At 56.1% G+C, this 12252-nt stretch carries 9 protein-coding genes and 1 pseudogene; 3 read left to right on the top strand and 7 right to left on the bottom strand.

Annotated features, from left to right (window positions below; translation table 11 throughout):
• The first annotated feature begins 9 nt into the window (after positions 1-9).
• From V5T82_RS11325 to ccoS, 3 genes are read left to right on the top strand one after another with little or no spacing between them, the layout of a single operon-like run.
• A complete protein-coding gene (locus V5T82_RS11325) occupies positions 10-537 on the top strand; it encodes a FixH family protein (RefSeq protein ID WP_332895749.1) in 528 nt (175 codons plus the stop codon).
• On the top strand, positions 537-2972 hold the full coding sequence (locus V5T82_RS11330; RefSeq protein WP_332895750.1) for a heavy metal translocating P-type ATPase metal-binding domain-containing protein: 2436 nt from the start codon (positions 537-539) through the stop codon (positions 2970-2972). The genes V5T82_RS11325 and V5T82_RS11330 overlap by 1 nt, the downstream gene beginning before the upstream one ends.
• Before the next feature lie 17 nt (positions 2973-2989).
• Positions 2990-3184, top strand: a complete 195-nt coding sequence (gene ccoS / locus V5T82_RS11335) for a cbb3-type cytochrome oxidase assembly protein CcoS (RefSeq protein ID WP_332895751.1) — start codon at positions 2990-2992, stop codon at positions 3182-3184.
• On the opposite strand, the gene V5T82_RS11340 is transcribed toward ccoS, so the two are convergent.
• From V5T82_RS11340 to pstC, 7 genes and pseudogenes are all read right to left on the bottom strand, one after another.
• Positions 3181-3966 (bottom strand): hypothetical protein, encoded by a 786-nt coding sequence (locus V5T82_RS11340; RefSeq protein WP_332895752.1) that lies wholly within the window; start codon positions 3964-3966, stop codon positions 3181-3183. The genes ccoS and V5T82_RS11340 overlap by 4 nt on opposite strands.
• A complete protein-coding gene (locus V5T82_RS11345; RefSeq protein ID WP_332895753.1) occupies positions 3963-7400 on the bottom strand; it encodes an acyl-[ACP]--phospholipid O-acyltransferase in 3438 nt (1145 codons plus the stop codon). Before V5T82_RS11345 ends, V5T82_RS11340 begins: the two co-directional genes overlap by 4 nt.
• Before the next feature lie 298 nt (positions 7401-7698).
• Positions 7699-8394: a phosphate regulon transcriptional regulator PhoB gene (gene phoB / locus V5T82_RS11350; RefSeq protein ID WP_332895754.1), complete on the bottom strand. Its 696-nt coding sequence runs from the start codon at positions 8392-8394 to the stop codon at positions 7699-7701.
• A 20-nt stretch (positions 8395-8414) separates the two neighbouring features.
• Positions 8415-9125 carry a phosphate signaling complex protein PhoU gene (phoU, locus tag V5T82_RS11355; RefSeq protein WP_332895755.1) on the bottom strand — a complete coding sequence of 237 codons (711 nt, stop codon included), beginning with the start codon at positions 9123-9125 and terminating at the stop codon, positions 8415-8417.
• Positions 9126-9136: 11 nt separating this feature from the next.
• The gene (gene pstB, locus V5T82_RS11360) at positions 9137-9958 is read right to left on the bottom strand and encodes a phosphate ABC transporter ATP-binding protein PstB (protein ID WP_332895756.1); all 822 of its coding nucleotides are present in this window, start codon (positions 9956-9958) and stop codon (positions 9137-9139) included.
• Between the two features lie 13 nt (positions 9959-9971).
• Positions 9972-11225, bottom strand: a complete 1254-nt coding sequence (pstA, locus tag V5T82_RS11365; protein WP_332895757.1) for a phosphate ABC transporter permease PstA — start codon at positions 11223-11225, stop codon at positions 9972-9974.
• Positions 11218-12087 (bottom strand): annotated as a pseudogene (pstC, locus tag V5T82_RS11370) (phosphate ABC transporter permease subunit PstC); the annotation flags it as partial. The pseudogene pstC and the gene pstA, both read right to left, overlap by 8 nt.
• Positions 12088-12252 lie beyond the last annotated feature (165 nt).

Consider the following 12252-nt stretch of genomic DNA (forward strand, 5'->3'; position numbering starts at 1 on the left):
ATAAAGACTATGCAAAAGAAAGCCATGCCAAAAAAAGCCATGCCAAAAAAAGAACGGCAAGATGGATGGTGGTACCCTTGGATTTTTGTGGCGGCCTTTGCTGTCATCATCTCGGTCAATGGAACCATGGCGTTTTTCGCCGTGGATTCCTGGACCGGGCTGGAAACCAAGAACCACTTCACCGAAGGCGTCGAATACAACGACATCTTGGAACAAAACAAGCGCCAAGACGCCTTGGAGTGGACGACCACACTCGCTTACGAGACCATCCCTACCCAAGGTGATCCACGTGCCGGTCAATTCTTGCTCAGCTTCAAAACCAAAGACGGACATGGCGTTGACGGGTTGACCATCCAAGCCCGCGCCATGCGCCCGACCCATGAAGGCTATGATCAAGACCTGATCTTCACCGCACGCGGCAAGGGTGTCTATGTGGCCAACGCCACCCTGCCCTTGCCCGGGCAGTGGGAGCTACGCTACCGCGCCGAACGCGCTGATGAGCTTTATCGCGAACGACAACGTGTCGAGGTTCGTTAATGACCACGCCGCAAGGCGATAACACCCCTGGGACTTGCCTACACTGTGGGGAGCCCATACCGCCCTCGTCCACCGGGGGCGAAAGGTTTTGTTGCGGGGGGTGTCGCGCGGCTTATGAAATGATCCAGGGTTTAGGCCTGGACAGCTATTACCAGCGCCGTTGCCTGGACCCCGACCAGCCGGTTTTGCGCCCCGACGAAATGGACGCCCGGTTTGATTTCGAAGCCTACACCCAAACCGAAGACGACGGCCCCAACACCCTGCACCTGATGGTCGAAGGCCTTCAGTGCGCCGCGTGTGTGTGGCTCATTGAAACGGTGTTGAGAAAGCATCCCGGTGTGCTTCACGCCCGCATCAACATGACCACGCGTCGGCTGGTGTTGAAGTGGGACCCGGAGCAGACGTCCGCCGATGACTTGGTCAGCGAAGTCGCAAAGCTCGGCTATCGTTTGGCGCCATATGACCCCACGCTGATTTCCGCCGAAACGCAACAGCGCGAAAAGGCCTTGCTGCGTGCCATGGTCGTTGCCGGCTTTGCCGCGGGCAACGTGATGTTGTTTTCCGTCTCTGTTTGGGCGGGCCATTCGACGGGTATGGGCGAGTTTACCCGTGGGCTGATGCACTGGCTCTCGGCTTTGGTGGCGCTGCCCGCCATTGCATACTCCGCGCGCCCATTTTTCAACAGTGCGCTCACCGCCCTCAAGGCCGGGCGCACCAACATGGATGTGCCGATTTCTTTGGCCGTGTTGTTGGCGTCTTCTATGAGCTTGGTTGAAACCATCCGGCTCAGCCAACACGTCTATTTCGACAGCGCCATATCTCTGGTCTTTTTCTTGTTGATTGGGCGCTATTTGGACAGCCGCGCGCGTGGGCGTGCACGGTCTGCAGGTGAAAATTTGATGGGGCTTCGCGCGCGCGCCGTCACCATCTTGTTGGACGACGGCGGACGCGAAGTCGCACCCCCTGAAAAGCTCAAACCCGGGATGAAATTTTTAACATCTACGGGCGAACGCATTGCCGCAGACGGCTTAGTCCTTGCGGGCGAAAGTGACATCGATACCTCTCTCATCAATGGTGAAAGCATCCCCGTCCAAGCCAAGCCCGGCGAACAGGTCTTTGCCGGGACCTTGAACCTCAGCGGCGCGTTGACCATTGAAGTCACCCAAACGGGCGAAGACACGCTGTTGGGTGAGATTGTGCGTCTGATGGAAGCCGCCGAAGACGCCCGCGCCAAGTTCGTGGCCCTGGCCGACCGGGTGGCACGGCTGTATGCCCCTGTGGTCCACACACTGGCCGCCAGCGCGTTCTTGGGCTGGTGGCTGTTGGGCGGACTGGTGTGGCAAGACAGTTTGATGATCGCCATTGCGGTCCTGATTATCACGTGCCCCTGCGCGCTCGGCCTAGCGGTTCCGGCGGTGCAGGTCGTCGCAGGCGGACGCTTCCTTGCACGCGGCATCTTGATGAAATCCGGCACGGCGCTGGAACGTTTGGCGTCCATTGACGTCGCCGTGTTCGACAAAACCGGCACACTCACCCAAGGCGCGCCGCATTGGATAAACCGCGCCGAAATTGACGAAGACGATGTCCAACTGGCCGCATCCCTGGCGGTGTCGAGCAAGCACCCCCTTTCACGCGCCCTGTGCCTCGACGTCGCAGGCATCAAAGCCGCTGAAGGTGTGCAAGAAGTTCCGGGCTTCGGCCTGAAGCTCGCCACGCCCGACGGAGAAGTCCGTTTGGGTCGGGGCAGCTGGTGTGCCAATGCCAAAGACCATGAAGGTGCTGAGGCTGAACTGTGGCTGTCCAAGCCGAACGCCGAGCCCATCCGTTTTGCCTTCATAGACCAAATCCGCGCCGACGCTGCAGAGGTCATTGAGCACCTCAAATCCCAGGGCATCAAAGTTATGCTGTTGTCGGGCGACCGTGCCCCTGCTGTTCAGGCCACAGCCGAATTGGCGGGGATCGAGGACTGGCACGCCGGATTAAAACCGGGGGACAAGGTCGACCACCTGCTCCAGCTTGCCCAAGACGGCAAAAAGGCCATGATGGTGGGCGATGGGCTTAACGACGCCCCGGCTTTGGCTGCGGCGCACGTGTCCCAATCCCCCTCCTCTGCCGCCGATGTCAGCCAAACAGCTGCGGACGTGGTGTTCCAAGGTGATAAGCTCGCCCCTGTATTGGAAAGCCTCAAGGTCGCAAAACTGGCCGACAAACTGATCAAGCAAAACTTCGCCCTGTCGTTCCTGTATAACGCCTTCACCATCCCCTTGGCCTTGGCCGGATATGTCACGCCCTTGATTGCGGCCGTGGCCATGTCGACGTCTTCTTTGGTTGTCATCGGCAACTCTTTGCGGTTAGGGTGGCGCACCCGCAAAGTCACGGACGCGGATGCCTTACACCAACCCGTCCCGCCTGTCATTGAGACCCCGGAGCCCTAGCCCGAAGGAAGCCTGATATGGAAGTCCTACTGTATCTCATCCCCATCGCCTTGTTTCTAGGCTTGGCTGGCTTGGCAGCGTTTATGTGGTCGCTGAAATCGGGCCAGTTCGACGATATGGAAGGCAATGCCAGCCGTATTTTGTTCGAAGAAGACATGCCGTCTCCTGCACCAAAACCTAACGATCACTCAAAAGACGAAAATAAAGACTAGTGCTGATGACGGCGATCAAGACTGATCGCCACCACCAACGGCACACCAGCCGCCAACAGGTGCTTGATGGAGTGGCCCGACAGTGTCTCGCCCAAAGCATGGAACAGCTCCACATCGGAGAACTCGGTCACTTTTGCAAGGCCGTACCACACCATGGCCCAAATGATCATGCGCCACGTGATCCACACGCGACCATGGGACGCATCGTTTGACCACATCCACAAAATCAGCGGAATAACCAACGCCGGCACGATCTGGACCAACACATACGCGCGCAGGTCGTCCGTCAGCTTCCAATGCAGCGCGAGAGCGATGCCCAAAGCGACCAAAATGGGCAAAGCGATGTGGGCGCCCATGCGCGGTGAAATGCGGTCCGCAATCACAGCTGCCGTCAGCGCCATAAAGCCCGCGACGATAGGCACACGGTCCCAAAACAAAGTGTCGTGGTTTGGCTCTAAGTGATAGTAGGCAGAGCCCGGCCCGACAAATACAATGGCAATGAAAAACACCACCAGCGGCAGACGCGCATCATGCAGCCAGCTGCCAGTGCTGCGGGTCACGGCAATACACTTCCCCATCACCCACAAGCCATAAAGACCGAACAGCGTGAACGGCAGGTTTGACGCCACGTCGGCGAAGTTCGGCACGCCCAACCATCCGCGCATATCGGCGAAGTTGTGATATTCCACGGGCTGGGGGATCGGTCCGGAAAAGATAAACATGGATGCTGAAATCACAGCTGTGACGGCGAAAAGAACGACGTATTTCATTTGTGCGCTCATGACACACCCCCTTTCGCTTCGGCCAAGGACTTGACGGCGGGATAGTCCGTTTTGCCACTGCCCAGAAGCGGCAGCTCATCAACGCTCAGGATGGTTTTGGGCACCATGATCTCGGCGATGCCTTGGGCTTTGGCGGCCTTCAACAAATCCTCACGGTTGGCGTTTTCAAAGTCGGACACCAAAACCACCTGCTCGCCTTTTTTGGGATCGGGCTGCGTCACGGCGGCGTGACGGTTGTCGGCCCAGACCTTGTGCGCCAATTCTTCCACTGCGCCCAAAGACACCATTTCTCCAGCAATTTTGGCAAAGCGTTTAGCGCGGCCCTGGATTTTCACGAAACCGTGTTCATCGATGCTAACGATGTCGCCCGTGTCGTACCAACCGCCGTCCGGCGGCACCAGCACCCCTGGATTGTCGGCCAAAAAATAGCCCTTCATCACATTGGCGCCGCGCACAACCAAGCGCCCTCCGTCATTTATACCCGGAACGGGCTCAAGCTTCTTCTCAATGCCGGGCAACAAACGGCCAACGGTTCCGGCTTTGTAGTGCATCGGCGTGTTGAACGACAGAACGGGAGCGGTTTCCGTGGCCCCATAGCCTTCTAAAATGCGCAGGCCGAACTTGTCGGCAAACACGCGCCGGGTTTCGTCTTTGACTTTCTCAGCACCTGCACAGACATAGCGCACCTTGAAGAAGTCATACGGGTTCGCCATGCGGGCATAGCCAGCCAAGAACGTATCCGTGCCGAACAACACGGTTGCTTTGGTGTCGTAGACCAATTCCGGCACGATGCGATAATGCAAAGGCGACGGATACAAGAACGTATTGATGCCCGCAAGCACCGGCAACAACAGCCCAGCGCTTAAACCGAAGCTGTGGAAGATCGGTAAGGCGTTAAATACGGTGTCGGTCGGATTGAATTCAATGCGTGACGACAACTGATAGCGATTGGCCAGCAAGTTGTTGTGGCTCAACACCACGCCCTTGGGCTTGCCTTCGGACCCAGACGTGAACAACACGGCGGCAGCTGCACCGGGATCTTTGACAAAGCGGCGATGCCAAGACTTCGCACCGCACGTCGCCGTCCAAACAGCACCAAGTTTATCCAAGAGACCAATATCGGCCTTCACGTCTTCCAAGTAGACAACTTCCGCATGGCGGGACAGTTCTTCGATATCTTGGTTTAAATCAGCAGCCTCTACAAATACCCGCGATGTCACGACAACTTTGGCTTCAGCCGTGTGAACGGCTGAAATCATGTTGCCCACACCTGCGGAATAATTCAGCATTGCGGGAACGCGGCCGATGGCTTGAAGGGCAAAGAACGTCACCGCGCCGCCTACCGCGTTTGGCAACAAGACCCCTACCGTGTCTTGCGGCGCGCTCAATTTCTTCAGCTGACGTCCCAAGGCAATGGACCCCGTCACCAGCTTGTTATAGCTGATGGGCTCGCGCTTGATGTCTTCCAAAATCGGCGCGTCCCCGCCATGGATTGCGCGCGCGTCCAGCACTGCAGAAAACAGAGTTTGATGCTGACGACTCGAGTCAAACATCAGATCGCTCATAATGTCGTAAAGTTCCAGCCCAGCTTGCTCGCGGCGTTTTGCGCCTTTGAAGTCTTCGTTCACCGTGAGGCGACGCGGTTTCAAAATCGTCAGCGTGATTTTTGGAAACCAGCGACGGCGCACTGTGCCTTTCAGACGTGAAAAGACCGTGTACTGGGTACCGTCTATCCGAATAGGCAAAACGTCTGCATCCGCCTTATCTGCGATTAACGCCGGACCTTCGTAGACTTTCATCAAGCCGCCGGTGACGGTGATGCGGCCTTCTGGAAAGATCACGCACTTGAAGCCCTTACCCACTTCTTTGATCAACGACTTGGTCGACAGCGGCTTGGTGGGGTCCATGGGAAAGGCGTTGACCAAAGCCAAGAACGGCTTCATCCACCAGCGCCCGGCGATGTGCGTGTTGACCGCAAACAACGGTTTTTCCGGCAAGAACGCCGCCAGCAATGCTGCGTCTAAGAATGAAACATGATTGACCACAATCACGGCGCGCTCGCCCACGGCTTTCCAGTGCTCCAAGCCTTTCACTTCAGCGCGGTAAGCCAACTTGAAGATGGTGCGCAACACGGCCTTCAAGACTTCGTCGGGCAACAGCTTACAAATGTAAAGCGCAACGCCCGCATTGGCGATGGCGACCCACAAGAAAATATGCGGAACGCTGGCCCCGGCCCCCAACAAGGCGGAGATCACCAAAGCCGAAACCACCATGAACAAGGCGTTCAAGATGTTGTTGGACGCGATGTTGCGCGAACGGTGGCTGTCTTCACCCCGGCTTTGCAAGATGGCGTACAGCGGCACGATATAAAGCCCGCTGGAGATCGCCACCAACAGCAAGTCCACGATGATGCGCAGGCCCATCCACGTCGAAAGGAATACACCGGCGGACGCCAACGTCTCATCGTGTGCGACCAGGGCGTAACCATGGGTGCTGGCGAAGTAGAGATCGACCATAAACACGGTCATCAACAGGGCACCAAACGGCACATACTTGGCTGTCACTTCGCCTTTCAACAGGCGGTTACACAAGACCGATCCGACGGCGATACCGATGGAAAAGATCGACAAAAACAGCGTCACAACGGTTTCGTCGGCAGCCAAGGTGTCTTTAGCAAAGGTCGGAAACTGGCTGAGGAACGTTGCCCCCACCAGCCAAAACCAGGAAATGCCTAAGATGGAAAGAATGATGTCGCGGCGGCTTGCGGCGTGGCGCATCATCGAACCCGTGGCGCGCACGATGTTGAAATCGACGTTTAAGTCTTCAGCCAACGCGGGGGCTTTGGGAATGAAGAGACTTGAGACATACCCCAGCACAGCGATCCCAATGATCAGGGCCGACACCAGCAACACACCGCCGTCGTTCAAGATCAATAGACCGCCAGCGATGGTGCCGATCAAGATGGCGAGAAACGTTCCAGCCTCGACCATGGCGTTGGCACCGATGAGTTCGTCTTGATGCAGGTGTTGCGGCAAGATCGCATACTTGACCGGACCAAACAGGCTGGACTGCAGCCCCATGAAAAACAAAACGGCGAGTAGAGACCAGACACTTCCGCTCAAAAACGCAGCGGCGGCCCCCACCATAATCAGGATTTCAGCCGCTTTGACCTTGCGCGCAATGGACGCTTTGTCGAAGCGGTCCGCCAACTGTCCCGCCGTGGCGCTGAACAGGAAAAACGGCAAGATGAACACACCTGCCGCAACCGTCACCAACACCGGACCGTCCAAGCCGGACACTTCCGCCAATTGATAGGTCACCAACATGATCAACGCGCTTTTGAACAAGTTATCGTTCATCGCACCTAAAAACTGGGTGACAAACAACGGTAAAAAGCGCCGTGTTTTGGCCAAATGGATCAGATCGTTACTCATGTTCAATACCCCCGGCGCCGGGCGCTCTGCCCTGCACGATACGTTGTGAGCTTAACAGGCATGCCCGCATATTTCGAAACAAATACGAGCACGCCCTTCATAACTAAACGTATGTTTACATTACGCAGCTCATTTTGCAAACAATTGTTTACATACGAGCGCGTGCGAGGCACACCCAAAGTCATCTTGAAACGCTTGTGGGTGGAGTTATGGTATTGAATACAGATGGTTAGACAAAACAAAACGCCGCCCAAAAAAGGCGGCGTTTGGCAGGTTATTTTGATAAGAAAGGAGCTGTTTAAGCGCCTTTGTTCATGTCGATGGCGTAGCCTTCGCCGCGAACGGTGCGAATCATGTCCAGGGCCCCTTCGGTATTCAGCGCTTTGCGCAGTCGACGAATGTGGACGTCGACCGTGCGGTCTTCGACATAGACGTCACGCCCCCAAACCAGATCCAACAGGCGTTCGCGCGAAAACACGCGACCGGGCTTTTCCATCAAGGTTTTGAGCAAGCGAAACTCGGTCGGGCCAAGGTGGATGAAGTTCCCGCCACGATTGACCTTGTGCTGGGCCAAGTCCATGACGATGTCGGCGTATTCGATGGTTTCCGAGCTCAACGACGGGTTGGAGCGGCGCAGCAAGCCCTTCAGGCGCGCCACGACTTCGCGGGGGCTGTAGGGTTTGACAACATAGTCGTCCGCACCCGTTTCGATGCCACGAACGCGGTCTTCTTCTTCACCGCGGGCGGTCAGCATCAAAATGGGGATTTCGCGGGTATCGGTATCGCTGCGCAGTTGGCGGCAAACTTCAATGCCGCTCAAACCCGGCAACATCCAATCCAAAACGATGGCGTCGGGAACATTTTCTTGGGCCATCATCAAACCGTCTTCGCCATTTTCCGCCATCATCACCCGGAAGCCTTCTTTTTCCAGGTTATAGGACAGCATCTCAGCTTGGGGTGGTTCGTCTTCGACGATCAGAACAGTCTGGCTCATGTATGCGTACTCCTCACCCCTTAGCCGACCACTGTCTCACTGGACAGGTCGTTTTTGGGGCGTTCTTCTGACGGCTTTTCGCCGGAAACCAAGAAGTGGACATTTTCGGCGATGGACGTAACGTGATCGCCAATGCGCTCCACATTCTTGGCAATAAACAAAAGGTGCGTGCACGCCGTGATGTTGCGCGGGTCTTCCAGCATGTAGGTCAGAAGCTCGCGAAACAGGCTGGTGTGCATCATATCGACTTCTTCGTCGCGCAGGCGCACGGCGTTGGCTTTGGCCACGTCGCGGGTGCCATAGGCATCCAAAACGTTGCCGATCATGCTTTGCACTTGGCGCGCCATGCGTTGAATGGTGGCCGTTGCGTCACCGACGGTGTCCATCTCGGAAAGCGTCTGGGTGCGCTTGGCAACGTTTTTGGCGTAATCGCCGATGCGTTCCAAGTTGGACGCCATCTTCAACGCCACCACAACGGCACGCAAATCGTCGGCCATGGGTTGGCGCAAGGCCAAAACTTTAATGGTGAAGTTGTCGAGATCTTCTTCCAAAGCATCAATTTTGATGTCTGAATCGATGACTTTTTTCGCCAGCTCAACATCGTTGCGCGCCAACGCGTCAACGGCGTCGCTCAACTGACGTTCGGCCAAGCCACCCATTTCCGCAATCACACTGTCGATGCGGCCCAGGTCTTCGTCGAATGAAGTAACGATATGGTCTTGTTCCAACATAATTCGATCCCTTAGCCGATTTTACCGGTGACGTAAGCTTGGGTGCGTTCGTCTTTCGGGTTGGTGAAGATTTCGTCCGTACCGCCCGATTCCACCAAGTCGCCCAAGTGGAAGAACGCGGTTTTTTGCGACACACGCGCAGCCTGCTGCATGGAGTGCGTCACCATGATGATGGTGTAATTGTCTTTAAGTTCGTCGATCAGCTCTTCGATCTTCGCCGTGGCGATGGGATCAAGGGCCGAGCACGGCTCGTCCATCAAGATAACTTCGGGCTCAACCGCAATAGCGCGGGCAATGCACAGACGTTGCTGCTGACCACCGGAAAGGCCAGTGCCCGGAGAATCCAAGCGATCACGGACTTCGTCCAGCAACCCGGCTTTTTCCAAGCTGGTGAGGACGATTTCATCCATGTCCGCACGGGTCTTGGCCAGACCATGGATTTTCGGACCATAGGAAATGTTGTCGTAAATGGATTTCGGGAACGGGTTGGGTTTTTGAAACACCATGCCAACGCGCGCACGCAGGTGAACCACATCCACACCTTTGGAATAGATGTTTTCCCCGTCCAGCTTGATTTCTCCTTCGACGCGGCAACCGTCCACCACATCGTTCATGCGGTTCAAGCAACGCAAGAAGGTGGATTTACCGCAACCGGACGGACCGATCAGTGCTGTAACTTGGTTGGACGGAATGTCTAAGTTGATGCCTTTCAGCGCTTGTTTATCTCCGTAAAACACATCAACGGATTGTGCCGTCACTTTGTGTGGGTTCGAAGGGGCCACAGAAATTCCCTGCTCTTTTTCCGGCAGATCCGTGTGAATAGCGAGTTCCATAGGGTCGCACTCCTTACCAGCGACGTTCGAAAGACTTGCGCATGATGACCGCAAGAATGTTCATCGTAATCAAGAAACCAAGCAGAATGATAATAGCACCCGCTGTGCGTTCAGAGAACGCGCGTTCGGGGCTGTCTGCCCAGATGTAAATTTGCACCGGCAGAGCCGTGGCCGGGTCGGTAAAGGCCGCCGGAATGTCGACAATGAAGGCCACCATGCCGATCATCAGCAACGGCGCACTTTCACCAAGCGCCTGAGCCATGCCGATAATCGTCCCCGTCAGCATACCCGGCATCGCCAATGGCAACACGTGGTGTGTGATGGTTTGGATGGGGCTTGCGCCCATGCCCAAAGCCGCTTCGCGAATGGACGGCGGCACGGAGCGCAACGCGGCGCGACCGGCAATGATAATGGTCGGCAAAGTCATCAGCGCCAACACCATGCCCCCCACAAGCGGGGCTGAACGGGGCATGCCGAAGAAGTTCAAGAACATGGCCAAGCCCAGCAGACCGAACACGATGGACGGCACGGCGGCGAGGTTGTTGATGTTGACCTCGATCATGTCGGTCCATTTGTTTTTCGGCGCGAACTCTTCCAGATACACCGCCGTCATCACACCCAGCGGGAATGAGAGCAACAAGCACACCGACAAGCTCAAGAACGAACCCATGACCGCGCCTAAGATGCCGGCCTGTTCCGGTTCACGTGAATCGCCCGAGGTGAAGAACGTCGTATTAAATTGCAGCTCGATGGTGTCTTGGGCGATCCATTGATCCACCCAGGCGATTTCTTGGTCCGACACACGACGGTCGTCTTCAGGCAACGTGCGGTCAATTTGACCCTTCATCAGCATGTCGATATCATCAGAAGCCGTCAGCCAAAGTTTGCGCGATTGCCCCAACACATCGGGGTTCTCGACATAATACTCACGCACTTCAAAACCAGCGCCGGAGCTCATCAACTTGTACAGCTTACGCTTGTCTTGACGCCCCGTGACTTCTGGGAACGCTTCACGCATGGCGTCTTTGACGATGCCACCCCAGTCATTGTCATTGATCCGCGCTTCGTCGAATTGAACCGTCAGTGCCACATGGGTCTGACTGATCGCGCCGGAGCCACGAATAAAGACGGCAACCAACATGATGGCCAGGAACGCAACGGCGACACCGATGGCGGCCACACCATAAGAACGAAAACGTTTCTCGGCAGCGTAACGTTTTTTCAAGCCCGCTTGGACGAGCTCTGAATTGGAAAGCTGATCAGTCATATTGCTCTCGATACTTATTCACGATGTGCAGCGCGATCACGTTCAAGAACAACGTGACGACAAACAACATCAAGCCCAAAGCGAACGCGGCCAATGTTTTGGCGCTGTCGAATTCTTGGTCACCCGTAAGCAACGTCACGATTTGAACCGTCACGGTGGTCACGGCTTCTAACGGGTTAGCCGTTAAGTTTGCGGCCAGACCAGCGGCCATCACAACGATCATGGTTTCACCGATGGCGCGCGATGCGGCCAACAACAAACCGCCTGCGATGCCCGGAAGGGCCGCGGGGACGATCACGTTGCGAATGGTTTCGGACTTGGTTGCACCGATGCCCAACGAACCCTCGCGCAAGGACTGCGGAACGGCGTTGATCACGTCATCGGACAGGGATGAAATCAGCGGAATGATCATAATGCCCATGACCAAGCCTGCGGCCAGTGCACTTTCGGACGAAACATCCAGGCCGACACCTTCACCCGTTCCCCGGATCCACGGCGCCACAATCAGAGCGGCGAAAAAGCCGTAAACAACGGTGGGGATACCGGCCAGAACTTCCAAGATCGGTTTGATCCAGCTGCGCACATTGCGGTGAGCGTACTCGGCCAGATAGATGGCTGAAAATAAGCCAATGGGGGCAGCGACAACCAATGCAATGAAACTGATCAAGAGTGTGCCCGCAAAAAGCGGTATGGCGCCAAATGCAGCAGATGAGCCGACCTGGCCTTCATACATGGCCGTCTGCGGGCTCCATTGGGTACCGAACATGAAATCCACAAACGGGACTTCACCGAAAAAACGCGACGATTCAAAAATGAGCGACGCGACGATACCGACAGTGGTCAAAATCGCGACCGTGGAACTGAGGATCAAAATACCTTTGATCCCGCTTTCCACGGCCTTCTTCACGCGGCGGGCTGGCGTGACGTACATCCGGCCTCCACCGGCCCGACCTGCGCGAATTGTTTCAGCTGTTGTTGTCACAACAAAAATTCCTAAACAAATTGAGAGATGGTTGGGGACAATCCC

The sequence above is a fragment of the Magnetovibrio sp. PR-2 genome, from assembly GCF_036689815.1.
Classification (GTDB): Bacteria; Pseudomonadota; Alphaproteobacteria; order Rhodospirillales; family Magnetovibrionaceae; genus Magnetovibrio.

Coding starts and splice junctions, on each gene's coding strand:
- V5T82_RS11325 (WP_332895749.1), top strand. CDS start 10: ATGCAAAAGAAAGCCATGCCAAAAAAAGCCATGCCAAAAAAAGAACGG.
- phoU (WP_332895755.1), bottom strand. CDS start 9,125: ATGTTGGAACAAGACCATATCGTTACTTCATTCGACGAAGACCTGGGC.
- V5T82_RS11345 (WP_332895753.1), bottom strand. CDS start 7,400: ATGAGTAACGATCTGATCCATTTGGCCAAAACACGGCGCTTTTTACCG.
- phoB (WP_332895754.1), bottom strand. CDS start 8,394: ATGAGCCAGACTGTTCTGATCGTCGAAGACGAACCACCCCAAGCTGAG.
- V5T82_RS11330 (WP_332895750.1), top strand. CDS start 537: ATGACCACGCCGCAAGGCGATAACACCCCTGGGACTTGCCTACACTGT.
- V5T82_RS11340 (WP_332895752.1), bottom strand. CDS start 3,966: ATGAGCGCACAAATGAAATACGTCGTTCTTTTCGCCGTCACAGCTGTG.
- pstA (WP_332895757.1), bottom strand. CDS start 11,225: ATGACTGATCAGCTTTCCAATTCAGAGCTCGTCCAAGCGGGCTTGAAA.
- pstB (WP_332895756.1), bottom strand. CDS start 9,958: ATGGAACTCGCTATTCACACGGATCTGCCGGAAAAAGAGCAGGGAATT.
- ccoS (WP_332895751.1), top strand. CDS start 2,990: ATGGAAGTCCTACTGTATCTCATCCCCATCGCCTTGTTTCTAGGCTTG.